The 22,169-nt window shown below is 62.9% G+C and carries 26 protein-coding genes; 7 read left to right on the forward strand and 19 right to left on the reverse strand.

Annotation, left to right across the window (positions count from 1 at the left end; genetic code table 11):
* Positions 1-27: 27 nt before the first annotated feature.
* The 14 genes from QY049_RS07055 to QY049_RS07120 form a co-directional block, all read right to left on the reverse strand.
* Positions 28-579 carry a YeeE/YedE thiosulfate transporter family protein gene (locus QY049_RS07055; RefSeq protein ID WP_194476573.1) on the reverse strand — a complete coding sequence of 184 codons (552 nt, stop codon included), beginning with the start codon at positions 577-579 and terminating at the stop codon, positions 28-30.
* A 10-nt stretch (positions 580-589) separates the two neighbouring features.
* Positions 590-1,132 (reverse strand): YeeE/YedE family protein, encoded by a 543-nt coding sequence (locus QY049_RS07060; protein WP_258766993.1) that lies wholly within the window; start codon positions 1,130-1,132, stop codon positions 590-592.
* A gap of 113 nt (positions 1,133-1,245) precedes the next feature.
* Positions 1,246-2,334, reverse strand: coding sequence for a YeeE/YedE family protein (locus tag QY049_RS07065; protein ID WP_258762176.1), 1,089 nt, complete (start codon positions 2,332-2,334; stop codon positions 1,246-1,248).
* Positions 2,335-2,422: 88 nt separating this feature from the next.
* The gene (locus tag QY049_RS07070; RefSeq protein ID WP_258762177.1) at positions 2,423-2,866 is read right to left on the reverse strand and encodes a DsrE family protein; all 444 of its coding nucleotides are present in this window, start codon (positions 2,864-2,866) and stop codon (positions 2,423-2,425) included.
* Positions 2,867-2,874: 8 nt separating this feature from the next.
* Positions 2,875-3,786 (reverse strand): alpha/beta hydrolase, encoded by a 912-nt coding sequence (locus tag QY049_RS07075; protein ID WP_258762178.1) that lies wholly within the window; start codon positions 3,784-3,786, stop codon positions 2,875-2,877.
* A gap of 13 nt (positions 3,787-3,799) precedes the next feature.
* Positions 3,800-4,234: a DsrE family protein gene (locus QY049_RS07080; protein ID WP_246755559.1), complete on the reverse strand. Its 435-nt coding sequence runs from the start codon at positions 4,232-4,234 to the stop codon at positions 3,800-3,802.
* A 26-nt stretch (positions 4,235-4,260) separates the two neighbouring features.
* Positions 4,261-4,953, reverse strand: a complete 693-nt coding sequence (locus QY049_RS07085) for a c-type cytochrome (RefSeq protein WP_258762179.1) — start codon at positions 4,951-4,953, stop codon at positions 4,261-4,263.
* On the reverse strand, positions 4,937-6,208 hold the full coding sequence (gene soxC, locus QY049_RS07090; protein WP_258762180.1) for a sulfite dehydrogenase: 1,272 nt from the start codon (positions 6,206-6,208) through the stop codon (positions 4,937-4,939). Before soxC ends, QY049_RS07085 begins: the two co-directional genes overlap by 17 nt.
* A gap of 6 nt (positions 6,209-6,214) precedes the next feature.
* On the reverse strand, positions 6,215-7,906 hold the full coding sequence (gene soxB, locus QY049_RS07095) for a thiosulfohydrolase SoxB (RefSeq protein WP_258762181.1): 1,692 nt from the start codon (positions 7,904-7,906) through the stop codon (positions 6,215-6,217).
* A 27-nt stretch (positions 7,907-7,933) separates the two neighbouring features.
* On the reverse strand, positions 7,934-8,755 hold the full coding sequence (gene soxA, locus QY049_RS07100; RefSeq protein ID WP_301269219.1) for a sulfur oxidation c-type cytochrome SoxA: 822 nt from the start codon (positions 8,753-8,755) through the stop codon (positions 7,934-7,936).
* Positions 8,756-8,783: 28 nt separating this feature from the next.
* On the reverse strand, positions 8,784-9,110 hold the full coding sequence (soxZ, locus tag QY049_RS07105) for a thiosulfate oxidation carrier complex protein SoxZ (protein WP_258762182.1): 327 nt from the start codon (positions 9,108-9,110) through the stop codon (positions 8,784-8,786).
* Positions 9,111-9,128: 18 nt separating this feature from the next.
* Entirely contained in the window at positions 9,129-9,581 is a 453-nt protein-coding gene (gene soxY / locus QY049_RS07110; protein WP_194476583.1) for a thiosulfate oxidation carrier protein SoxY, read from the reverse strand.
* 18 nt (positions 9,582-9,599) lie between these two features.
* The gene (gene soxX, locus QY049_RS07115) at positions 9,600-10,043 is read right to left on the reverse strand and encodes a sulfur oxidation c-type cytochrome SoxX (protein ID WP_258762183.1); all 444 of its coding nucleotides are present in this window, start codon (positions 10,041-10,043) and stop codon (positions 9,600-9,602) included.
* A gap of 130 nt (positions 10,044-10,173) precedes the next feature.
* Positions 10,174-10,758 carry a thioredoxin family protein gene (locus QY049_RS07120; RefSeq protein ID WP_301269220.1) on the reverse strand — a complete coding sequence of 195 codons (585 nt, stop codon included), beginning with the start codon at positions 10,756-10,758 and terminating at the stop codon, positions 10,174-10,176.
* A gap of 83 nt (positions 10,759-10,841) precedes the next feature.
* Here QY049_RS07120 and QY049_RS07125 point away from each other — a divergent pair, with 83 nt between their 5' ends.
* Complete coding sequence (locus QY049_RS07125; protein WP_301269221.1) at positions 10,842-11,561, forward strand: hypothetical protein; 720 nt, start codon at positions 10,842-10,844, stop codon at positions 11,559-11,561.
* A 3-nt stretch (positions 11,562-11,564) separates the two neighbouring features.
* Here QY049_RS07125 and QY049_RS07130 read toward each other — a convergent pair whose 3' ends face one another.
* Positions 11,565-12,296: a cytochrome c biogenesis CcdA family protein gene (locus QY049_RS07130; protein WP_301269222.1), complete on the reverse strand. Its 732-nt coding sequence runs from the start codon at positions 12,294-12,296 to the stop codon at positions 11,565-11,567.
* Between the two features lie 74 nt (positions 12,297-12,370).
* On the opposite strand from QY049_RS07130, the gene QY049_RS07135 reads away from it, so the two are divergent.
* The 3 genes from QY049_RS07135 (at position 12,371) to QY049_RS07145 (ending at position 14,284) form a co-directional block, all read left to right on the forward strand.
* Positions 12,371-12,742, forward strand: a complete 372-nt coding sequence (locus QY049_RS07135) for a thioredoxin (protein WP_258762187.1) — start codon at positions 12,371-12,373, stop codon at positions 12,740-12,742.
* Positions 12,743-12,778: 36 nt separating this feature from the next.
* Positions 12,779-13,129: a metalloregulator ArsR/SmtB family transcription factor gene (locus QY049_RS07140; protein ID WP_092183595.1), complete on the forward strand. Its 351-nt coding sequence runs from the start codon at positions 12,779-12,781 to the stop codon at positions 13,127-13,129.
* Between the two features lie 75 nt (positions 13,130-13,204).
* Complete coding sequence (locus tag QY049_RS07145; RefSeq protein ID WP_301269223.1) at positions 13,205-14,284, forward strand: YeeE/YedE family protein; 1,080 nt, start codon at positions 13,205-13,207, stop codon at positions 14,282-14,284.
* A 225-nt stretch (positions 14,285-14,509) separates the two neighbouring features.
* Here the strand turns inward: QY049_RS07145 and QY049_RS07150 are convergent, their stop codons facing one another.
* On the reverse strand, positions 14,510-14,947 hold the full coding sequence (locus tag QY049_RS07150) for an EF-hand domain-containing protein (protein ID WP_258762189.1): 438 nt from the start codon (positions 14,945-14,947) through the stop codon (positions 14,510-14,512).
* A gap of 276 nt (positions 14,948-15,223) precedes the next feature.
* Here QY049_RS07150 and groL point away from each other — a divergent pair, with 276 nt between their 5' ends.
* Together groL and QY049_RS07160 are read left to right on the forward strand one after the other, a co-directional pair.
* Positions 15,224-16,846: a chaperonin GroEL gene (gene groL, locus QY049_RS07155; RefSeq protein WP_194476590.1), complete on the forward strand. Its 1,623-nt coding sequence runs from the start codon at positions 15,224-15,226 to the stop codon at positions 16,844-16,846.
* A gap of 85 nt (positions 16,847-16,931) precedes the next feature.
* A complete protein-coding gene (locus QY049_RS07160; RefSeq protein ID WP_258762191.1) occupies positions 16,932-17,156 on the forward strand; it encodes a ChaB family protein in 225 nt (74 codons plus the stop codon).
* A gap of 167 nt (positions 17,157-17,323) precedes the next feature.
* Here the strand turns inward: QY049_RS07160 and QY049_RS07165 are convergent, their stop codons facing one another.
* Both QY049_RS07165 and QY049_RS07170 read right to left on the reverse strand, forming a co-directional pair.
* Positions 17,324-17,506 (reverse strand): hypothetical protein, encoded by a 183-nt coding sequence (locus QY049_RS07165; protein ID WP_194476592.1) that lies wholly within the window; start codon positions 17,504-17,506, stop codon positions 17,324-17,326.
* A 24-nt stretch (positions 17,507-17,530) separates the two neighbouring features.
* On the reverse strand, positions 17,531-18,352 hold the full coding sequence (locus QY049_RS07170; RefSeq protein WP_301269224.1) for a universal stress protein: 822 nt from the start codon (positions 18,350-18,352) through the stop codon (positions 17,531-17,533).
* 203 nt (positions 18,353-18,555) lie between these two features.
* Here QY049_RS07170 and QY049_RS07175 point away from each other — a divergent pair, with 203 nt between their 5' ends.
* Entirely contained in the window at positions 18,556-19,224 is a 669-nt protein-coding gene (locus QY049_RS07175; protein ID WP_301269225.1) for a CBS domain-containing protein, read from the forward strand.
* Between the two features lie 231 nt (positions 19,225-19,455).
* Here the strand turns inward: QY049_RS07175 and QY049_RS07180 are convergent, their stop codons facing one another.
* A complete protein-coding gene (locus tag QY049_RS07180) occupies positions 19,456-22,140 on the reverse strand; it encodes a cation-translocating P-type ATPase (RefSeq protein WP_367401179.1) in 2,685 nt (894 codons plus the stop codon).
* Positions 22,141-22,169 lie beyond the last annotated feature (29 nt).

Genomic DNA, 22,169 nt, shown 5'->3' on the forward strand with positions numbered 1-22,169 from the left:
TTCGCCAACTGGCACGAAACGCGCAGCCTAACCGCGCTTCTGCCTGGATTCCGTGGATTCGACCCACCAGAAGAACAGCGCAGCGCCGACCGCAAGCACAGCGAACCAGGCGATATCAGGGATATTCGTCACATCCGGAAGTCGGACTTTGCCCAGCGCCCAGACGTTGAGGACGTGCGCCTTCAACCAATCGAAGCTCAGCGCGTAGAGGATGGCACCCGCCACCATGCCGAGCGCGCCGACCAGGGCATGAACGCTGCCGGTTGCGATGGCGCCGAGCGCCGTACCCGGGCAATATCCATAGACGACCATGCCGATGCCGAACAGCGCGGCACCGAGCGCGACCGCCAGCATGTTGGCATCCTTCACATAGTACTTCGTGTTGCCGGTATCGACGAGCAACAGCACGCCGATGCCCCCGACCACGATTGCCGTGCCCATCACTTTCAGCACGGTGAAGTCGCGCAAGCGAAATTGGTTTTCGATCACATTGCAATTCGTCACCTTGCCGCGTTGCAGCAGGAAGCCGAAAGCTGCGCCCATCAGCAGTGGGCCGAGAATTGTCATCATCGCGGTCATTGCACCCTCCTCAGCGCTTGCGGAACATGAGCGCGGAAATGCCGAGCCCGGTTGCAAACATCACCGCCAGGAACAGCCAACTCGACACCGCGAGCTGCAGGCCGCCGGAGATGCCGTGTCCGCTGGTGCAGCCGCCTGCGAGCCGAGCGCCGTACATGATAACGGCGCCACCGAGGAACGCGGCGACAAAACGCTTGGCGACTGACGGCCCGAAACGATCCTTCCAGACCTCGGGTACGAGCTCGAGCCGCCACGTTCCCGACATCACCGCTGATATGAGTGCACCTGCGGGGATGCCGACGAGGAACCAGACGCCGTAATCCCACTTCAGCGGCATGCTCTTCCAATAGGCGTTCTGTGCCACCGCGTCTGATCCGATCACCGGTATGGCGAACAACGAGGCAATACGCGAATAAGCGGTGGTGACCCCGAGCGGATCGCCGAACACTGCAAACGCGATCCAGCTCAAGAGCCCGATCCCGGCACCGACGAGATACGGCGACCAGTCGATCCGCGCGGTGCGCGGTGCCTCGCGAACGTAGCTTTCCGTCATGGTGGTCATGTGCGTTTCCCCGTTAGCGGCACGGCCGCATTCTCACGGCGCGATCGACCCGCATCGAAAATCATATTCAAACTTTCTAATTTAGCAAACTCTAAAATATTGGATCAGACGCCCGGAGTTGCCGAACTTGCTTGCTGCGGTTGCCGCATGCCGCCGCGATCGAAGAGCAGGTCGGTGAGCCCCGCCCCCAGCCACATGCCGCCGAGCACCAGCCATGCGGTGAGCGCGAATACCGAGGCACCGGTCACTCCGGCCCCTACCGCACAACCGCCCGCAAGCATCGCGCCGAACCCCATGAGCAACGCACCGAGCAGATAGCGCCGCATGCCGAGTCCGTCAGAAAAACCCTCGAGCTTCAGCTCGTTCGCGCTCGCCGCAGCAGCAAACGAGCCGAGGAATACGCCGGGGATGATACCGAGATCGAAGCCGAGCCGGAGCTGCGCACTGTTCAGGACCAACATCAACAATTCGGCCGAGGGCCCGCTGAAGGTCAGGCTCTTCAGCGTCACCGGCGCGAAGGACGCCTGCGCAAGCTGATAGGTGAAGAACCAGCCCGCGACGACGGCCACCCCGGTGGCCAGCGCTGCGAGGATCAGCCGGCGCGGCAACTGGCTGCGAAAGGCGAAAGCGAGCCCCACGATCAGCCATAGTCCGCCAAAGGCAAGCTTCTCGGGCGTACCACCGCCGAACACTGCCATGATGTCGCGCGAGGGGCCACCATCGACCAGCCACAGATCGGCCACCCACTCGCGCACGGGCGATAGCAGGCCGCGATAGGAGGCCTGCGCGGTCACCGCAAACACCAGGCCCGACAACAGGGCCCTGAGATTGCCATTGGCCGAGAGCACGAGCAGCCGGCTGGCGCAGCCGCGCGCGAGGATCATGCCACAGCCGAACATCACGCCGCCGACCAGCGCGCCGGAGATGCTCCCCTGCTGCGCAAGCTGGCGCGCCTCGGAAACATCGAGCCAGCCGATCGCAACCAGCGCCTGCGTGCCCACGAGCGCCGCGGCAAACGTCAGGAGCCAGACCGCAAGGCGCGGCCCACCCTCACCGCGGGAAAATTCGACGGCCGCCGCGCGCAGGCAGAAGCGGCTGCGCTGGGCGAAGAATCCAAAGAGGCCACCGACCAGGAGGCCGCCCAGCCATGACAGCCGGTCTTCCCCCAAGAGATCGATCAATGTCGTCAGCACAGCTACCTCGGAATTTCCTGGAGGTGCGCCAATCTATCGCTCGCTGCTGCCGCGTCATATGAGCCAAATCAAGGCTGGCGATAGCGCTTCATGGACGCAGATAGGCATATCCCTGCTGTTGCAGCTCGGCGAGCCGCACCACGCCGCCCTTCTCGGCCACCACGAAGCCGGGCGTGAGGTCGTCGAGCTTGACGCCCTGCGCCTTCATGGTGTTGGCACAGGCATCAAAACCGACACCGGCGTCAGTGAGCTTTTTCATCATCGCAACGGTGTGGTCGTCGGCAGCGAGTGCGTGAAAGGCCCGCAACGCGGGTCCATGCACAACCAGCCTGATATCGGCCTTGCCCGGTCCACCCACGCCATCGACGTGGTTCTGAATGTTACCCAGAACGAAGACGACACGATCGGCATCGGCCAGGTGATAGACGACGCGCTGCCGCGTGGGCGCTTCCGTCGCCGCGGCCGCCTCGCGCATCGCGACGACACCGAACAATCCGACAAGGCTGCCGCGGAGCATGGATCGACGCTGCATGGTCCCTCCTAGTGTGTCTGCTTGATGAAATCGACGATGCGGTCGGCCACGTCTTCCGCGAACAGGTCGCGGAAGAAATGATCAGCGTCCTCGATCTTGTCGAGCTGCACCCTGCCGCCACTCGAATCGGCAAGCGGCGCGAAGGACGCGATCACATCGGGCACGACGGTATCCTTGGTTGCGGCAAGCACCAGCACCGGCAGCTTCATGCGCGCCACGAGCGCCGCAGTGTCTTGGCCAGGGCCGACGGCATAGAAGGACGCGAAGGCGCGCGCCGTCACCACGGCATTGCGGCAATAGATGAATCCCGGCACATCCATCCACTCTCCGCCATGGCCGGTCGCGACGGCCTTCGTCGCCTGCTCCAGGAACGGTTCGAGCGACCTGCCATAGGTCTGGGCGTAGGCGGCGCGCAAATCGGCTTCTGCTTTTGCGGTCACCGGCGCCAGCAGCACTGCACCCACGATCGGCGACGTCTCGCTCGCCGCCAGATAGCGTGCAACCTGGTTCCCGCCGCGCGAGTGACCGAACGCGAAGACGAGGCGTGACATGCCCTTCGCACGAGTCACCCAGGCGCCAATCTCAGCGGCCGCATCGTCGGCCGTGTGGTCGTGCCGCACTGCACAGTCATACATGCCCTTGCGGCGATCGATCCCCAGTGACAGCGTGTGGGCGAGCGATGCGACGCCGCGCTGCTCGAGCGCCTTCGCGAGGTCGTGAATGACTTCCATGTCCTTGTGCGCCAGCGTGCCGTGGGTCATCACGACGAGCGGTGTGTCTGCCCCCATCGAAGCTGGCGTGCGCAGTGTCCCGAGCGTGGTGCGGCCCTCGACGGACAGTTCCAGCTCCTGCTCGGCCGCAGCGGCAGGCAGCGCGAGCGCGAGCGCGAGCAAGACGGCCAGTCCCATCAACCATCGCATCGGCGGCCTCTCCTCACGGCCGGACAATCGTCCAGCTCTTTTCGGCAAGATCCATCAGCACGGCAACGCCGACCTGGGTGATGCTGACGCCCTCAATCAGCGGCGGTCGTCTGCCCTCCTTCACGGCCAGCGTCTCCAGCGTGTTGCCGCACGCGATGAAGCTCACATTGGGCATCGATTTGAGGAAGTTCGTCAGGCGCTCCTTCACTGGAGAGCGGTCATCGAGCAGCATGTCGAGGCCGCCATTGAAGGCGACCACCACGATCTCGACGTCCTCACCCTGCCCGGAATAGTGCCGCGAGACGTTGGCCGCAACATCGAGGACCGCACGCATCTTGACCGGGTCGTCGTCGCTGATCTGCAGCGCGAGCCTGTGCGGCTCGGCCGCCCGGGACGGGGCGGCGAAGCCTATCGCGACGACGACGGCAGCGAGCAGACAGCGAAGCAATCCGCGGCGGCTCGTCCGGCCGCGGATCACTCCACGCCCCGCGGCTTTCCGTCCTTGCCGTCCTCAGGCGTCACATCGATGACGGCGGCGCGCCCGGTGATCTTCACCGGCGCGATGCAATCCTTCATGCAGGGATCCTTCTGCCAGAACGATTTCTCGCTGGTTGCGCGATCGTCCATCACAAAGCCTTGCTCGTTCGGCATCTTTATCGTGGCAAGGTTCTTGTTGCTCAGCTCGAAATTCTGGTCGGTGACGACGTCGTTCAGGTAGAGGACATAGGCGACCAGCGCATAATATTCGTCGACCGAGAACGACTCGGCATTGCCGTATGGCATGGCGTGACGGACATAGTCGAACACGGTCGAGGCGTAGGGCCAGTACGAGCCGACGGTCTTGACCGGATTGTCGCTCGTTAGCGAGCCCTTGCCGCCGGCCAGCACCGGCCAGCGGCCGTTGCCCTCGCCGAACTCGCCATGGCAGGTCGAGCAATTGTCCATGAACAGCTTTTCGCCCTGGGTGACCGTGCCCTTGCCTTCCGGCAGGCCCTGGCCGTCGGGCCGCACGTCGATGTCCCAACCGCGGATCTCATCCGCGGTCGGCGCGCGTCCGATGTGATAGCGTGGGCCGCCCCTCGCGTCCGCCTTCTGTTGCGCGAATGCCGGCGCGGTCAGCGCGCAGGCGATCAGCGCGGCTATCATGAACTTAGGCGACTTCGACATTCTCGACCTCACCGTTGGCCTGTACATGCCAGGTCTGGATGCCATTGTTGTGATAGATGGAGTTGACGCCACGGATCTTGCGCAGCTCGGCCTTGCTGGGCTGCACATAGCCGGTTTCGTCCTGCACGCGCGATTGCAGCAGCAGCGACTCACCGTTCCAGTCGAACTCGTAGTAGAAGCGCGTCAACGCCTTGTCGAGCACGGGACCATCGAGCCGCGCCGGCCACCAGTTGCGGCCGCCGTCGAGCGACACGTCCACGCGCTTGACCTTGCCGTTACCGCTCCAGGCGAGCCCCGAGATGATGGTGAAGCCCTTGCCATGCTTGATCGGCGCCTGCGGGCTCGGGCTCGTGATCACAGACTTGGCGTCCATCGACCAAGTGAACCGGCGCGCCTTGCCGCTCGGTAGGAGGTCCGTGTATTTCGACGTCTCCTCGCGGGTGTGCCAGGGCTGGTCGCCGACCTTGATGCGGCGCAACCACTTGACCCAGAGATTGCCCTGCCAGCCCGGCACCACGAGCCGCATCGGATAGCCCTGCTCGGGATAGAGCGCCTCACCGTTCATTTTGTAGGCGACGATGCAGTCGTCGAGCGCCTTCTCGATCGGCAGGCTGCGATCCATCGCGGCCGCATCGGCGCCCTCGACCAGCAGCCACTTACCGTTCGTCTTGACGCCAGCTTCCTCCAGCAGCGTGCGCAACGACACGCCCGTGTATTGCACGCAGTGGATCATGCCGTGGGTGAACTGGCAGCCATTGAGTTGCGCGCCGCGCCACTCCATGCCGGAATTCGCCGCACATTCCATGAAATGGATGCGGTTGACCCGTGGATAGCGCTTCAGTTCTTCCAGCGTGAGGATCAGCGGCCGCTCCACCAGCCCGTGGATCATGAGGCGATGATCAGCCGGATCGATCTCGGCGATGCCACCGTGGTGCCGCTCGAAGCAGAGGCCGTTCGGCGTGATGATGCCTTCGAGCTCATGCAGCGGCGTGAAGCTCACGGAGGACTCGCGCGAGGCGGTCAGCCATTCGACGTCGCGCCGGATGACGTCCTTCTCGAACTTCGACGGCTTGCCGTAGGGGCGCACGGCGACGCCTTCGCCGAGCGACTTGGTCCACTCGGGCACGTTGGGCGGCTGGTTCGCGGGATTGCCCGCACCGGCCGAGGCAGACTTCGCCAGCATCGACGCCGCGACACCTGCGCCAGCAGCCAGGAAATTGCGTCGGGATTGTCCGGGACGATCCATCTTCGACATCGCTTCTCAGGCTCCGGTGACTTTGACGGCTCGGTTCGGTTCGAGGCGAACCGTCTTCTGTCGGGTCAGGTAATTGGCCACGACCTCCCAGATCGGCGGCCCTTCGGTTCCTTCGTTGACACTGGCCCACCCGGCGACCTGATACTCCCTGGCGGGATCGATCGGCGCGCCGGTTTTGACCAGTTGCATGTCCGAGATGCGGCTGCCTTGCGGCTTTGCGACATCGATCGCGTAGGACAGCCCGCCGATCCGCACCATGTCGCCGCCCTGCTGATAATAGGGATCGACGTTGAAGAGATTGTCGGCGACGTCCTCGATGATCTCCTTCAACCGCGATCCCGTCATCCCCATGCGGTAGACCGCCGGATAGGTGATCGCGGTCGCGTTGGTTATGTCCTCGAAGGTGATGTCCTGTCCGGGCAGCACGCTGGTGCCCCAGCGGAAGCCCGGCGAGAGCGCGATCTCGGCGTCCCTCTCCTGCATCAGCGCCTGGCAGATCAGGTCGTCGAACGTGCCGTTGAAATTGCCGCGCCTGAAGAGCAGCGAATCCGTCTTGCCGAGCACCTTGGACAGCTCCGACGCGAAGGGCTTGCGCACCTCGGCGATCTTCGCGGCCATCTCGGCGTCCGCCGTGATCACGTCGGAGAACAGCGGAATGAGCTTGTACCTGAAAGCCTTGACCTCGCCGTCGCGAACGTCGAGGTCGAGCCGGGACACGAATTTGCCGGACGAGCCCGACGCGATCAGCAGGGTCTTTCCGACCTTGACCGCCTCTGGCAGCGCGTCATGGGTGTGTCCGGTGAGGATGACGTCGATACCCTTGACACGGCTCGCAAGCTTGCGATCGACGTCGAAGCCGTTGTGCGAGAGCAGCACGACGAGCTGCGCGCCGTCCTTGCGGGCCTTGTCGACCTGCGACTGCACGTCCTCCTCGCGAACGCCGAACGACCAATTCGGAATCATCCAGCGTGGATTTGCGACCGGCGTATAAGGGAAGGCCTGGCCAAGCACCGCGATCTTGACACCGCCGCGCTCGATCATGGTCGAGGCGTCGAACGCGGCCTCGTTCCATTCGGTGTCGCGGATGTTGAGGCCGAGGAACGGGAAGCCGAGGCCCTCGATTGCCTGCTTGACGCGCTCGGTGCCGTAGGTGAACTCCCAATGTCCAGTCATGGCGTCTGGCTTGAGCAGCGCCATGCAGTCGATCATATCCTGGCCGCGCGTCTTCAACGACGACCATGAGCCCTGCCAGGTGTCGCCGCCGTCGAGCAGCGCAACCTTGTCGCCGCGCTCGGCACGGATCGCCTTGATCACGGTAGCGGCACGATCGAGGCCGCCGATTCGGCCGTAGCTCCTGGCGAGGGCCTCGAAATCCTCCGACGTCAGGGCGTAGGCCGCCGACGAGCCCGGCGCGATGCCGAAGCGGGCGAGGAATTCCTTGCCGGTGACGTGCGGCGGGAGCCCCTTAGCATCGCCGACGCCGAGATTGGTGGACGGCTCGCGGAAATAGAGCGGCATGAGCTGACCGTGAATGTCGGTCACATGCACCAGCGTGACGTTGCCGAGCGGCTCGAACGCCAGCAGTTCCTTCTCGGTCAGGCGCTGCTGGGCAACCGCCCGGGTCAGGCCGGCGCCGACGCCGGTCGAGAGCGCCGCCGTTGCCGCAGCCACCTGAATGAATTCGCGGCGAGAGATCATGCGCAATGCTCCTGCAAGCTCATCGTTTCAGTTGCGCACCGACGGCGTCTCGACCGGCAATCCAATACCCCGCCAGGCGACGTAGAGCTCTAGCGCGAGGAAGTCGTCCGACAAGGGCTTGAACGGCTCGGCGCGCACGTCGAACATGCAGCCCTCGAATCGCTCGTGCAGCGGCACCAGACGCTGGTCGCGCAGCCGGTAGGTCGGAAAGCCGTTGGTCTGTCCCTGGCTCAGAAAATCCGCGCGCATGAATTTTCCGTTGTTGCGCTCGTGGCAGGAGGCGCAGGCGAGATCGAGTTGGCCGAACCGTGTGTAGTAGGTCTGCTTGCCGCGCTCGAACCACGGCGACATCGGACCATCGGTCTTCACCATCACCGGCATGCCATGCGACTGGTAGCGCACGAAGGTCGTCATGTCGGTCAGTTCCTGGGATTTGAATTTCCAGGGCTCGGCCTTCATGTGCTCAGTGCGGCAGATGTTGATGCGCTGCTCGAGATTGACCGGCTTCTTCAGTTTGTCGTCCCATTTCGGCATGGCGGCGCCGACGCCCTTCATGCTGGTCTCGGCCTCGCCGTGACAGCTCATGCAGGATTTGCCTTCGCTGCCTTCGACCTTCTTCCAGACGTCCGCTGCACGCTCTACGGCGAGGAAGCCCGGATTCTCGAGGTCGTCGTCCTGCAGCGCGCGGGTCTCCTTGCTGCGGAATTCGTAACCGGAGATGATGGTCTTGAACACGTGCCCGGGCGGTGCCAGGATGCCCTTGCGTTCGGCTTCCTGCGCGGAGGCGCAGGTCGCGACCGACGCGAGCACAATGGCTGCGGCCGCGAGCCCAACATATCGTTGCAGCATCCGTCCCTCCCTCGAAGCGCCGCGCACATCAGGCCTTGAGTGCGATCTTCTCTTCGGCTGCGATCACCGTGCCGTCGTCGTCGGTCCAGGAAAACTTGAACGTTCCGGCCTCGTCCACCCTCGCATCGAACTGGATGTAGGGATTGGCCGAGATCGCCGGCTCCAGCGCACAGGAGAACACCGGCTTGCCGTTGAACTCGCAGGCGAACCTGTTGATGATCTTGCGCGGAATGGTCTTGCCCTGCGCGTCCTTGCGCTGGCCGGATTCCATCACGTGCGCGACCAGGGTCTTGATCTGGATGACCTCACCCTTGGCCGCTTCCTTCGGAAGCTTGATGCGCGGTTTGTCTGCCATCTTCTCTCTCCTGAGCCCTTAGCCGCCGCAGCCGCCGATGGTGACCTTGACGGTCTTCTGTTCCGTGAACAGTGCCCCGTCGCTCATTTTCGCGATCGCGACGACGTTCTGGGTCGTTGCGAGCCTGATTCGGATCGAGGCCTCCGCCTTGCCCGACAACGGCGTGAACGACAGCGTCGCGACACCTGCATTGGGGTTCCCGTCGGCGATGATCATGACTTCCTTGACGTAGGACTCCGCGGTCATCGGGCTTTCGATGTTGATCGACAGCGGCACGGTGTTGCCGTTCTCCGCGATCTCCGGCAGATCGAGCGAAATCTTGCCCTTGGCAGGCTGCTTGCCGCCGGTGAACTTCTCGATCCACTTCGCCGCGTCGTTCGTCACCTCGGCGTCGGCCGCCATGGGCATCAGGGTCAGCATGACGAAGCCTCCCCCGAGCGAAAATGCCTGCCGTCGATTGATGGCCTTCATTCCTGGTCCTCCCCGCCGTCAGTTCAGCGTCTTGAGAAAAGCAACTACGTCCTCGACCTGCGCGGCCGTCAGAATGGATTTGCCGGCGAACTCCGGGCGCACCCTGCTCAAGCCGTCGTTCTTGAAGAACGCCGGCATGACCGTGTCGGTGAAGATGCGCTTGGGGTCGGCGACGATGAGGCGCAGCTGCGCCTCGGTGTAGCGGCCGGCCACGCCGTCGAGCGACGGACCAAACTCGCCGTGGAATTCCTCGGATTTCAGACTAGTGACCTGATGGCAAGCCAGGCAGTTGCCGAGCGTACGGGTCAGGAACACCTTTTTACCGGCATCGGCATTGCCGGACGCCCCGGTCAGGGACTTCGGCAGCGACTCGTCGATGACGTCGAGCTTGATCGGCTCTTGGGCGCAAACGGCCCCGACCGACAGACACAGTGCAAACGCAGCCGCAAGCGAGCGCCGCATGTTTCCTACCCTTGAATAGCGGGGTGACGCCCGCTCTTGATCACGATGGACCTACAGTCCATCAAATTCAGTTATTATGATATGTTCATATAAACGGCGACGTCAAGCGGAATTCGGAAGACGCCGACAGCTAGCCGTTTGCGGCAAGAAAATCGCGGAACGAGCCGCGTTCGTAGGCACGCTCGCGCACGAAGCGAAACATCGCCAGGAAATGCGGCGGCTTGAGATAGCCCGGCGCCCGCGCCACTTCCCGAGCCATCGCGTCCATCGCTTCGATGCGATCGGACGACGGTGGAAAGAACTGAAATGTCGGGGTAAACCTGATCCCGTATTTCTGAGCGAACTCTTTCTCGGACAATTCCTGGCGGTCGAAATCCGTGACCTTACGGGAGCCGATCAGATTGAGCTGCAGCACTTCGAAATTGTCGCGGATATAGGTCGTGATGCCGGCATCGGCAAAGTTCACCAGATGCGTCTCGCGGCAATAGGGACAGCCGCGCAGCTCCCACATGATGGCGAGCCGCTTGCCACCGGCGGCCGCGCTATCGAGGTCTTCGCGCAGATCGAGGAAGCTCTGCAGGAACCAGGGCTCGTGATAGATCCCGTCTTCGCCAAGCGCGGGCTCAGCAGCCGCCCCACCTCGGCCGGCGGCAAGAGCCGCGCTCGACGCTAGCGCAAGAAAGCCGCGCCGCGTCGGCACTCGAATCATCCTCATGGATTTGTGCATCGGAACATCTTGCGCGCCGGTCATTTTCATTATGATATTCAAATACACGAATGTGACAAGGATTTCCCATCTTGCGCTGCATCATCGTCCTGTTGGCATTGCTGGCTTCCAACGAACTCGTCCTCGGGGCGCAGACCGGGAAGAGCCCGGATTTCGCACCGGCGATGGCGCCGATCATGGCCAATCTGCGCACTGCGGCGAGCTATGTGCGCACTGGAAACATCGCGTTGGCCCAGATGGAAACCGACGAGGCGCTGGTCACGTGGAAGCGGCTTGAGCCAAGCACGACCGGTCCGCTGCCTGCTGACTCACCGGCTGCGATGTCGGGTCTTCTCGACCAGGGGCGCGAACGACTCATGGCGGCAACACGCGCGCTCGACAGCGGAGACACGATCGCCGCAGGACGCGAGTTGCTTGCGCTTCGCCAATCCCTTCATGAGCTCAGACGGCGTGCGGGCCTGTACGGTCTCGGCGACTGCGTCTTCGAGATCGCGCCGGCCATGGAGGCACTGCGCGCGGCGGCCACGCGCTATGGCGAGCAGCCATCGCCTGCGAACGCCGAAGGGACCGTTGCCGCGGCGGGCGCATTCCGCGATCAACTCCGGAGATGCAACGATTTGGCAAGTCCAGAAATCGCTGAAAAAGGCGAGTTTCGTCGCCTCGTCGACGGCGCGATCGCGAGCAGCGGCGAGATCGCGCATGCGGCGATGGCCGGCGACGGGCCGCTCGTGCATCGTTACCTGATCGAGCTGCAGTCCTATGCTCAGCTCCTCGATTTCCGCTACGGTTGAGCGTCAGCCGATGCTGGTCAGCCCGGGGAATAGCTCCAGCAGCCATTCGGACACCGCCGGCATCAGACCGGTCAGAAACATCAGACCAGTTACGACCAGAAAGACACCCATTGCCTTCTCGATCAGGCCGAGATGCCGGCGCGCGCGGCCAAGCAACGCCATGAAACGACCGGTAAAGACGGCTGCGATCAGAAACGGAATGCCGGTCCCGATCGAATAGACGAACAGCAGCAGCGCGCCGCGTCCGGTGGTCTCCTCCGAGCCTGCCATCAGCAGGACCGCAGCCAGAATGGGCCCTGCGCAAGGCGTCCAGCCGAACGCGAACGCCAGCCCCATGACGAAGGCCCCCCCGACGCCGGCCGGTCGGTTGTCGACCTGCACGGTCGCGCTGCGATAGAGCAGCGGGATCCGGAGCACGCCCAGGAAATGCAGGCCCATGGCGATGATCAGGCCGCCGGCAACCATGCCGAGCGTCGACAGATGCGCGGACACGAAGCGACCCGCGATCGACGCGGTCGAGCCGAGCGCGACGAAAACCAGCGAGAAGCCAGCGATGAAAGCCAGCGCGGAGACCAGGATGCGCGGCCGCAGATCCGGCCTGTCGCCGGACAGATCCGTGACGGAGACACCGGCCATGTAGCAAAGGAAAGGCGGCACCAAGGGCAGGATACAGGGCGACAGAAACGACAACAGACCCGCGACAAAGGCCGCACCCAGCGTGACGTCCAAGGTCATTGCGCCTCATCCCTAGCACATATACGAATTTAATGATATAAAGCGGCGAGGAAGTCCAGAGGCCGTTGCCCAGAATGAACCGAATCACCGCCTTCCTCGCCGTCACTATCGCGCTGGCGCTGCCGTCGGCGGCATCGCGCGCGGCCGAGCTCGTCATGTTCGAACGGCCAGGCTGCGTGTGGTGCGCGCGCTTCAATGCCGAGATTGCGCCGATCTACGGCAAGACCGAGGAAAGTCAGGCCGCGCCGCTGCGCCGGGTCGACCTGAATGGTCCCCTGCCTGCCGATCTCGCCGGAATCGATCCGGGCGCCTTCACGCCGACCTTCGTCGTGGTAAAAGAAGGCCGTGAGATCGGACGCATTCGCGGCTATCCGGGGGATACCTTCTTCTTCGGCCTCTTGGATCGGATCCTGTCGAGCGCAGGATATGAACCAGCCAGATCGTGACCGCTCTTTGGATTTTGCTCAGGGGACTTTGACGCGATGCCATTGCCAAAGCTGAAGGAGATCGAAGGCTCAGCCGAGCTCGAGCAGATGATCGAGAAGGCGCGCGAGGCGAGCGACATGCTCAAGGCGCTGTCGCACGAGTCTCGGTTGCTGTTGCTCTGCATCCTCGCCGAGGGCGAGAAATCCGTGACCGAGCTCGAGCAATTCCTAGGCGAGCGGCAATCGACCGTCTCACAGCAGCTTGCGCGGCTGAGGCTCGACCGGCTGGTGACCACCCGCCGCGACGGCAAGGCGATCTACTACAGTCTCGCCAATGAGGACGTCCGCAAGATTCTCACCGCCGTCTACGACGTGTTCTGCGAGCCGGTGCGCCGGCGCCGCCGGTAATTTTCCTCGCTGGATTTTCGTACACCTCAGGCGCAAACTGCCCAAAGAGGCAGAACAAACATCTTCCGGGAGGGAATGCTCAGTCCATCGACCATAGCGTTTGGATGCGGGCTTGCCGCGGGCGCCGTGCTCGGCGTTGCCGGCCGTGCAGGCCGTTTTTGCACGCTCGCGATGCTCGAGGATGCGTTTTTCGGATCGGACTATCGCCGCCTGAAAGCTTTCGCGCTGGCAGCGGCCGTTGCACTGCTTGCGACTCAGGCCCTCGCTGGGTTTGGCATCGTCGATCTATCGCGATCGATCTATCTCACGGCATCGATAGGTCTTGGCGGCGCGATCATTGGCGGTCTGATGTTTGGCGTTGGCATGGCGCTGGTCGGCACCTGTGGCTTCGGCACGCTGGTGCGGATCGGCGGCGGCGACCTGCGCGCGATCGTGGTCTTTCTCGTGCTCGGCCTGTCCGCCCTCGCGACCATGCGCGGCATCACGGGCATGCTGCGCCTGGCGCTGATCGAGCCATTGTCGCTGCGGCTGCCTGAGGGCAGCACTCAGACGCTGACCTCGTTGCTCGGCGCAGGTGGCACGATGCGCGCGATCCTTACCGTATCGATCGCCGCGGCGCTGGCCATCTGGACACTTGCGGACGGCAGGCTGATCCGCTCGCCGCGGCTGCTGGCCTCCGGCCTTGCTGTCGGCGCGGCGATCGCATTCGGATGGCTTGCGACCGGATGGCTTGCTGACGATGAGTTCGATCCCACGCGGGTCTCTTCCCTCACCTTCGTGGCGCCACTCGGCGACACCATTCTCTACATCGCCACTTTCTCCGGCGCACGTCTCAATTTCGGCATCGGCTCCGTCGCCGGAGTCGTGGCGGGCTCTTTTGCCGCAGCGATGCTCGCGCGCGGTTTCCGCTGGGAGGCCTGCGACGACGCGCGCGAATTGAAGCGTCACATGACCGGAGCGCTCCTGATGGGTATCGGAGGCGTCATGTCGATGGGATGCACGATCGGCCAGGGCTTGACCGCGTTCTCGACGCTCGCCGTCTCGGCGCCGATCACCATGCTGGCGATTGCCTGCGGAGCTCGACTCGGGCTCGAGTTCACGATGACAGGCGAGTGGTTGCCAGCAGTGCGCAAGCTATTCGGCGTCTCGACGTAGCGGAACATTTACCGCTTCTGCCACGCCGGCGCGACTCCGAATGACGACAAATCCTATCGCGCGGAGGTCCGATTTGCCTACCCGAGTATTACGACGCGCACGTAGCTGGTCATAGCGGTCTCGTGGGCGGGCGCAATCCCGGCCTCGTGATCGCCGGGCAAATGCGGCCGCCCCAGTCAACCGCCCAAATGAATCGGGCGATCGCGTCGAACCCCGACCAGTCGGCTATTGCCGTGAGACTTTGCTCTTGATCCCGCTCAGAAAGGACAGCATCTCCTCCGCAGTGAGCTTGCCATCCTTGTTGCTGTCCATCGCCTTGAATATCCGTTCGTGCGCGGACTGAAACTCCGGCAACGAGACGGTCCCGTCACTATCAGCATCCATCAGCGCGAAAATCATGCGGAACATGATTGACGACCCCATCCCAGCCGCGCCTACCATGCCCTGCTCCTTCATACCGCCTCCCATCATTCCCATCATGTCTCTACCGCGCATCATGCCTTGTTGCTCTGCGGATTGACCTGCGGGAGATTCCGTCTGCCTGGTCAGCGGAGCCTGATCCTGCCCCGTGTGATGGGCGCCGTGATCCGTCGTATCTTGAGCCGAGACGGGATAACTCATGGCGGCAAACAGCAGCGCTGCAGCAATGGTTCGGCATCGCATGGGATTTCTCCAGCGTTGGTGGTGTCGTTGCGACTGTGCCGAGACTCAGCGAAATTTACCTTGAGCCAAGTCAATCATGCGGTGTGCAGAATGACGCTCTATCCGCAGATCCCCCCGATGGACTCGGCAGCTTCAGATCAACAAGGTAGCGGGCACGCTCGGAGATCACGACATCAGGTGCCGACCGCCTGTTGACCAAGATCAATTTCAGCTCAGCCCGGTCGTACACACTGGTCGACGAAATCTCGGCAACGGCAGAACACCTGAGGCATTTCGATGGCACACAAACAAGTCCTGTTCCATTCGGCGGCTCGCGAGAAAGTCCTGCGTGGCGCCTCGCTTCTCGCGGACGCGGTGCGCGTTACGCTTGGCCCGAAGTCGAAATCCGTTCTGATCCAGAAAGGATGGGGAGCGCCGATTGTCTGCAATGACGGCGTCACCATCGCGAAGGAGTTCGATCTGAAGGACCCCGAGGAGAATCTCGGCGCCCAGGTGCTTCGGCAGGCAGCCGAAAAAACGGGCGACGTCGTCGGAGACGGCACCAGCACCTCGACGATCCTCGCGCACGCCATCCTGTCGGACGGCGTTCGCAACGTTGTCGCCGGCGCGAGCGCAATCGACCTGAAGCGTGGTCTGGATCGGGGGGCACAAGCCGCCATCGCGGCGCTCCGCGCCATGGCAAAGCCGGTGAAGACCCGCGCCGAGAAGGCTCAGGTCGCGACGATTTCCGCACACAACGATGCGTCCATCGGTGAACTGGTTGCTGACGCGATCGAGAAGGTCGGCGGTGATGGCGTGATCTCGGTCGAAGAGTCCAAGACGACCGAGACCCTTCTGGATGTCGTCGAGGGGATGAAGTTCGACCGCGGCTTTTTATCTCCGTACTTCGTCACCGACGCGGATCGCATGGAATCCGTTTTGGAGGACCCCTACGTGCTGCTCTGTGACCACAAGATCGGCGCGCTCCGCGATCTGGTCCCTCTGCTCGAGCAGGTCGCCAAGAGCGGCCGTTCGCTCCTGATCATCGCCGAAGACATCGAGGGCGAAGCGCTGGCAACGCTTATCGTCAACCAGCTACGCGGCGTGCTCAAGGCCTGCGCGGTCAAGGCGCCCGGGTTCGGCGATCGGCGCAGGGCCATGCTGGAAGACATAGCGATTCTGACCGGCGCCCAGGTGATCTCGGAAGAGATTGGCCTCAAGCTGGAAAGTTCCACCCTGCAACAACTCGGCCGCGCCGCACGCGTGGTTGCTGACAAGGAGAATACGACCCTGATCGGCAGCGGCGGCGACCGCTCGCGCATCGACGCACGGCTGGCGCAGATCCGGGTCGAAATCGAGAAGTCCACGAGCGACTACGATCGGGAGAAGCTCGAGGAGCGCCTCGCGAAATTATCCGGCGGCGTCGCCGTGATCAGGGTCGGGGCCCCGACCGAAGCCGAGATGAAGGCCAAGAAGGAAGCACTCGACGATGCCATCAGTTCGACCAAGGCAGCCGTTGCGGAAGGCATCGTACCCGGCGGCGGACTTGCCCTGCTTCGAACCGTGGCAGCCGTGGCCAAGGAAGAAGCGGCTTGCGAGGGTGACGAACGAACCGGTATGCAGATCCTGAGACGTGCCCTCGAGGCGCCGGCTCGTCAGATCGCCGAGAATTCGGCTACCGACGGCGGCGTCGTGGTCGCGCGGATGCTCGACAGCGAAGGTAACTTCGGCTTCGATGCCGCCCGCAAGATGTACGTCGATCTCGTGGAAGCCGGTATTGTAGACCCCGTGAAAGTGGTGCGGACCGCACTCGAAAACGCCGTCTCGGTGGCGAGCGTTCTGCTTCTGACGGAAGCGACGATGACGGAAATTCCGGAGACAAAGCGCGAGCGCATGCCCGAGCACGATATGGCGATGTAGCTGCGACACGTCTCGTCGCGGCCTCCGGCATCAAGCCGTGAGCGAGCGGTCGAAGACGGCGACGATCCGCCCCAGGACACGAACGATGCCCTACCGCTCGAACCAAGACCTTCCCGCTGGCGTGCGGCATCATTTGCCGCCCCACGCTTTGGACATTTACCGGGAGGCGTTCAATCACTCCTTTGCTTCGCATGTCGGCGATCTCCGGCAGGAAGAGATCGCTCATCGCACGGCCTGGTCGGCTGTCAAGCGCTCCTATGTGAAATGCGGAGATCAATGGGTACCAAGGAAAACGGACTCAACGATTTGAGCGGCAACTCGAAGCGAGGCAATTGAGAAAGGGGCGCTGATCCGCCCAATTTGTTCATCGGCGAAACAATGACGAGGCGATCGTCGCGATCTTGCCCACCCCTTTTGGTCTCGCACGCATTGCCGCGGAATTTGACGGACTTCCGCTCGTGATAAAAGCTTCTCGGACTACCGGCGCTTGTCGCGACCACGCAAATTCAGTGCCTCGCGTACCTCGTCGTCTTCTACGGCATCCCTGATCGCGCGATCCGCCAGCCCGGTTTCGACGACCGGCTTTCCCCGATCGGGAGCGGCCACCTCGGACCTTTGCTTCACCGCGCTCTGCTGCGCCGCTTGACCATCCTTGTCCATTGCGCACACTCCCGCCGCATTGACTCAGTGCGACATCAGCAGACAGACCGGTGCCTGTTGCAGAAGGGTCTGGGTCATGCCGCCAAAAATCCATTCTCCCAACCGGCTGTGTCCATAGCCGCCGGTGACGATGAGGTCGGCGCCGAGTTCGGATGCCAACCGAACAAGATAGCCTCCGTCCGGCTCCGCAGTGTGGACACGTATCTCGTGTTGGGACTGCACGCCATGTCGTTGAAGGTAGCCGGCCACGTCGCGAACCCGTTTGCGGGCCGCATCCTGCTCGCCCGACGTGCAGATTTCCGCGATTGTGACCTGGGAGGCCCTGGTCAGAAACGGCATGGCATCGCGAACGGCGATACGTGCTTCCCGTGTGTCCTTCCAGCCGACCACGATGCGTTCGCCGGACAACTCCGTCACCCGCTCCGGCACCGATAAGGTGGGGCGTCCCATCCGCAGCATGGCTCCGGCTGGATCGAGGAAGTGCGAGTGGCTGGCCGTGTGTGACCTACGCTTGACGACCACAATATCCGCCGCGCGAGCCTGCTCGACCAGAAAGTCGGTCGGATAGTCCAGTGCCCAGCGCCATTCGACCGTCTCGCCCGGCAGGCCGAGCACCCTCTTGAACCAAGCCTCCTTCGCCGAAAGCGTTGCCTTTATGCGCTTGATGTCTTCCTCGGTGGTCTGCTCGATGACGACACCCTCTGCCACGAAGGGAGCTTCCACCGCCACCGCGGAAATACCCAGGACGCTCGCTCCGAACGTTCTCGCAATCCCCCCGGCAACGGCAACTTGGCCTGCCGCCTGCTGTTCGGAATCGACATAGACCATGACGCTTGCGACAGACATGATGATGCTCCGGCAAAATGCGACGGCCTCTTATCGCCCCTGGATCGGCGAAACGCTTGACAGAAATCAAAGACGTTGCAGCGGCCCGTCGCCGGGACGGCTGCGATGCTTGATCCCGATCAAACCGGACCACCCACGATCAGGCAAGATGGTCCGAAATTGAAAGGCGATACGGAGGGTCTATCATGCAGGCACGAGATGTGATGATGTCGCCGGTGGTTACCGTCGGGCCGAATGCGACCGTCCGCCAGGTGGCGCAGATGCTGTTGGAGCACCGGATCAGTGCTGTGCCGGTCGTCGATGCCGACAATAAAGTTCTCGGAATCGTGAGTGAAGGCGATCTGCTGCATAGAACCGAGAGCAGCACCGAACGCTCCCCCTCCTGGTGGTTGCGCCTGTTGACCGGCGATGCCGACCTCGCGAGTGACTATGTCAAATCGCACTCGATCAAGGTGCAGGACATCATGACACGAGACGTTGCCAGCGCGGCGCCCGAGACGCCGTTGCACGACATTGCGATGCTGCTCGAAGAGCATCAGATCAAGCGCGTTCCCATCGTCAACAAGGAAGGCCAGCTCGTCGGAATCGTCAGCCGAGCGAACCTGCTCCAGGCGATCGCCAGCGCCAGGCCGAAGCTCGAGATTTCGTTGCCCGACTCAGCCATCCGGAAGAGGTTCTTCGAGGAGGTCAGAAAGCAACCCTGGGCTCATACATTCAATTTGAACGCGACCGTACAGGACGGTGTGATCGATATCTGGGGTTTCGCGCCATCGCTTGCAGAACGTACGGCCATTCGCGTTGCCGCAGAGACGATCCCCGGCGTCGTAGCGGTGAATGACCACCTCCTCGAAACTCCAGCCTTCGTCTATTGACCCGGAAGCCGGCTCGCGGGGCGGCTGTCCCGCTGCCTTCGGTCGAGGATGCACGGCATTTGCCCCGCTGGACGAGGTCTGGCAAGGCCCGATCTTCTCATAGCTGGAACTATTGCCGACGCAGCTCATCGAATATTGATGCGATCAATGCCGCGAGCGCCGAATTCCGGCGGCGCCGATGAAATTTGCATCGATGATGTACCGCAAAGCATAGTTGGTAACGTCCTCACCTCAGCCCCTTGATCGCCTTGCGGTCCATCCACTAGTGACCGCGGTCGCGACCTGCGTAATGACCAACGGCATCAAACTGAAGAAAATGACAACGGACCACATTTCGAAGGTAAGAGGTGAAAGCTGCAATAGCAGGGCAATCGGCGGCAGGTAGGGCGGCACGGCAATCAGTACCGCGCAAAGCACTAGCGCGCACCACAGCCAGCCGTTCCGAGTCACTTCGTTGACGAAGACAGGTGAGTGCTGATCACGCATGTTCAACGTGTGCCACAGCTGCGCAAAGGCGAGCGTGAGAAACGTAACGGTCACGGTCCCTTGGGCGTCGAGAACCAACCAGGACGACACAGCCAGAGCGCCGAATGTGCCGGCCGTCAATGCAGCACCATGCAGCACTATCGTAATCCATTGGCGGTGGCCCAGAATGGATTCCTGTGGATCGCGTGGAGGATGATTGAGGATACCCGCCTCGCCTTCGCCCATCGCCAGCGCGAAGGCCGGAAATACGTCAGTCACGAGATTGAGATACAGAACCTGTAGCGGCAGAAGCGGCAAGGGTAACGTCGACAGCACGGCCAGGCCGACTACCATCACTTCGCTAAGGTTGCAGGACAACAGGTAGGCGGCGAAACGCCGAATATTGGCGAAGATGATGCGACCTTCGCCGATCGCCTTGATGATGGTCGGAAATGCGTCGTCGAGAAGAATCATGGCCGCCGCCTCGCGTGCAACATCGGTTCCCCTTAGGCCCATGGCCACACCGATATCGGCCTGCCGTAGCGCCGGCGCGTCGTTGACCCCGTCCCCGGTCATGGCGACGATCTCGCCTGCCGCCTGGTATGCCTTGACGAGAGCAAGCTTCTCATCAGGGTTCACCCGCGCGAAAATTCCGATGTCGCGGAGCGAAGGTAATCCGGTCTCGATCACCTCCGCGATCTTCTTGCCTTCAACGGCATTCGCGATGTTCTCGCCAAGACCGACGGCGCGCCCGATACTTCGCGCTGTCACCAAATGGTCGCCGGTGACCATGATCACGCGAATTCCCGCTCGCCTGCAGTCCCGGATCGCCATTGGTACCTCAGCACGCGGAGGGTCCTCGAGACCAATCAGGCCAACAAGGATTAACCCCTCATAGGGCGGAACATCGGCCCGCGTCTCGGCTTTCATCGCACAGGCAAGTACGCGCAGGCCGTGATGGCCGAGCTGCTCAGCCCGGCTTAACCACTCCGCTCGCATGTCGTCATCGAGAACGACCTCGCCGTGTGCGACGGCCAGGCGCGTCGTGGCGGCGAGGACTGCTTCCGGCGCTCCCTTCACGGCTACCAGCACGCCACCGTCGTATTCGTGAACCGTCGCCATCATCTTGGTGGCAGGATCGAAGGCGTGCTTCCCAACGATCGGCTGCCCATCCAGCAGGGCAATCCGCGATATGCCCACGTTCAATCCGGCACGCAAGAGCGCGATCTCCATCGGGTCGCCGCTGCCGCTCTTGTCTGCCAAGTCGAGGTGGGCGTCGTTGCAAAGGACTGCAATTCGCAGCAATTGAACGGCCTGTGGGTCATGGCCAATCTGCGAACCCTCACTTTGCTGCGCTTTTGCCTCGAGTTCGATCTCGCCAGAGGCGGTGTAGAGCCGCCGCACCGTCATCCGATTCTCGGTCAAAGTGCCCGTTTTGTCGGTGAGGATGACGGTCGTAGCCCCAAGCGTCTCGACTGCGGACAAGCGCTCGATCAGCGCGTTCCGTCGCGCCATGCGCCACATGCCGCGGGCGAGCGCGAGCGTAGCAACGATCGGAAGGCCCTCGGGGATCGCCGCCACGGCGAGCGCTATCGCCGCCTCGACTATCACGAGAGGTTTCTCACCGCCGCGGAGACCGAGGGTGCCGATAACGGCGGCGGCCATGATGGTCGCCCAAACGAGCTGCAACGACAGGCGTTCGAGCTTGCGTTCAAGAGGCGAGCTACCCGGATCAGATTCGAGGACAAGACGGGCCACTCGGCCAAGTTCGGTGGCGAAGCCGGTCGCGACGACGACGCCGGCCCCGGTCCCGCGCGTAACGGCGGTGCCCTTGAACGCCATCGACGCGCGGTCGCCGAGACGGGTGTCTGCGCCGACCGGGTCGATCTGTTTCTCGACGGCGACCGATTCTCCGGTCAACGACGACTCGTCAGCGGAAAAGCGAGATGTCTCGATCAGACGCAGGTCAGCCGTAACCGCGTCACCGGCCTCCAAAACAACGACATCTCCCGGAACGAGTTCCTCGGCCGGAACCCCACGCACCAGCCCCTGCCTACGGACACGGACGGTATGCGTGCCAAGCGCACGCAAAGCCTCGATCGATCTGACCGCCTTCAACTCGGTCACGAAACCGATCAGCGTGTTGATGGCAAGCACCGCAACGATGGCGCTTCCTTCTTCCAGTTCACCAAAATATAGCGCCAGGCCGGCTGCGCCACTCAGGAGATAGACGACCGGGCTCCTGAACTGGTGCAGCAGCAGGCGCATCGCGCCGGCTGGACGTCGGGAGGCGATGGTGTTCGCACCGAAATGCTTGCGCCGTGCGCTGACCTCGGTCTCGGAGAGCCCTTCGGCTCCGGATACGCGCAACTGACTGAGCAGTTCCGTGACAGGCAGAGCGTGCGGGTACTCCGGAAGTATCGGCGGGTTGGCAAGTTCCTGCTTCGAGATGGCGAACCTCCTTTGCACCGGAACAGAGG

It is taken from the genome of Bradyrhizobium sp. WYCCWR 13022, assembly GCF_030435535.1.
In the GTDB taxonomy this organism is placed as follows: domain Bacteria; phylum Pseudomonadota; class Alphaproteobacteria; order Rhizobiales; family Xanthobacteraceae; genus Bradyrhizobium.